Annotated in this window: 1 protein-coding gene; it reads right to left on the bottom strand. The window is 72.6% G+C overall.

Annotation, left to right across the window (positions count from 1 at the left end):
* Window positions 1-1,307: biotin carboxylase N-terminal domain-containing protein (locus tag AB0F29_RS41555; protein WP_361884202.1), on the bottom strand; the 1,307-nt coding region annotated here is incomplete at both ends.

Genomic DNA, 1,307 nt, shown 5'->3' on the forward strand with positions numbered 1-1,307 from the left:
GCGGTGAAGGGCTTGATGTCGTTGTCGAACTCCGTCTCGATCCAGCGGGTGTGGATGGTGAACGGGTCCGCGGTGAAGGCGGGGTCGGCGACGACGGCACGGTGGAAGGGGATGGCGGTGGCCATGCCCTCGACGGTGAACTCGGCCAGCGCCCGCGCGGCGCGCTGGAGGGCCTGCTCGCGGGTGGCGCCGGTCACGATGAGCTTGGCCAGGAGGGAGTCCCAGGCCGGGCCGATGACCGAGCCGGACTCGACGCCCGCGTCCAGGCGGACGCCGGGGCCGGTCGGCGGCGCGAAGGTGGTGACGGTGCCGGGGGCGGGGAGGAAGCCGCGGCCCGGGTCCTCGCCGTTGATACGGAACTCGAAGGAGTGACCGCGTACGGCGGGGTCGTCGTAGCCGAGCTCCTCGCCGTCGGCGATGCGGAACATCTCGCGTACGAGGTCGATGCCCGTGACCTCCTCGGTGACGGGGTGCTCGACCTGGAGGCGGGTATTGACCTCCAGGAAGGAGATCGTGCCGTCCACCCCGACGAGGAACTCGACCGTCCCGGCGCCGACGTAGCCGGCCTCCTTCAGGATCGCCTTGGACGCCGCGTACAGCTCGTCGTTCTGCGCCTGGCTCAGGAAGGGGGCCGGGGCCTCCTCGACCAGCTTCTGGTGGCGGCGCTGGAGCGAGCAGTCACGGGTGGAGACGACGACCACGTTGCCGTGCTGGTCGGCCAGGCACTGGGTCTCCACGTGGCGGGGCTTGTCGAGGTAGCGCTCCACGAAGCACTCGCCCCGGCCGAACGCCGCGACGGCCTCGCGGACCGCGGAGTCGTACAGCTCCGGGATCTCCTCCAGGGTGCGGGCCACCTTCAGGCCGCGCCCGCCGCCGCCGAAGGCTGCCTTGATCGCGATGGGGAGCCCGTTCTGCTCGGCGAACGCGACGACCTCGTCGGACCCGGCGACCGGGTCCGGGGTGCCGGCCACCAGCGGGGCCCCCGCGCGCTGGGCGATGTGCCGGGCGGCGACCTTGTCACCCAGGTCACGGATGGCCTGCGGCGGCGGGCCGATCCAGGTCAGCCCCGCGTCCAGGACGGCCTGCGCGAACTCCGCGTTCTCCGACAGGAATCCGTACCCGGGGTGGATCGCGTCCGCCTCCGAGTCCTTGGCGGCCTGCAGCACCTTGGCCATGTCCAGATAGCTGGCGGCCGGGGTGTCACCGCCCAGGGCGAACGCCTCGTCGGCGGCCCGGACATGCAACGCGTCCCGGTCCGGCTCGGCGTAGACCGCGACACTCGCGATCCCCGCGTCCCGGCACGCCCG

The sequence above is a fragment of the Streptomyces sp. NPDC026589 genome (assembly GCF_040638385.1).
Taxonomy (GTDB): Bacteria; Actinomycetota; Actinomycetes; order Streptomycetales; family Streptomycetaceae; genus Streptomyces.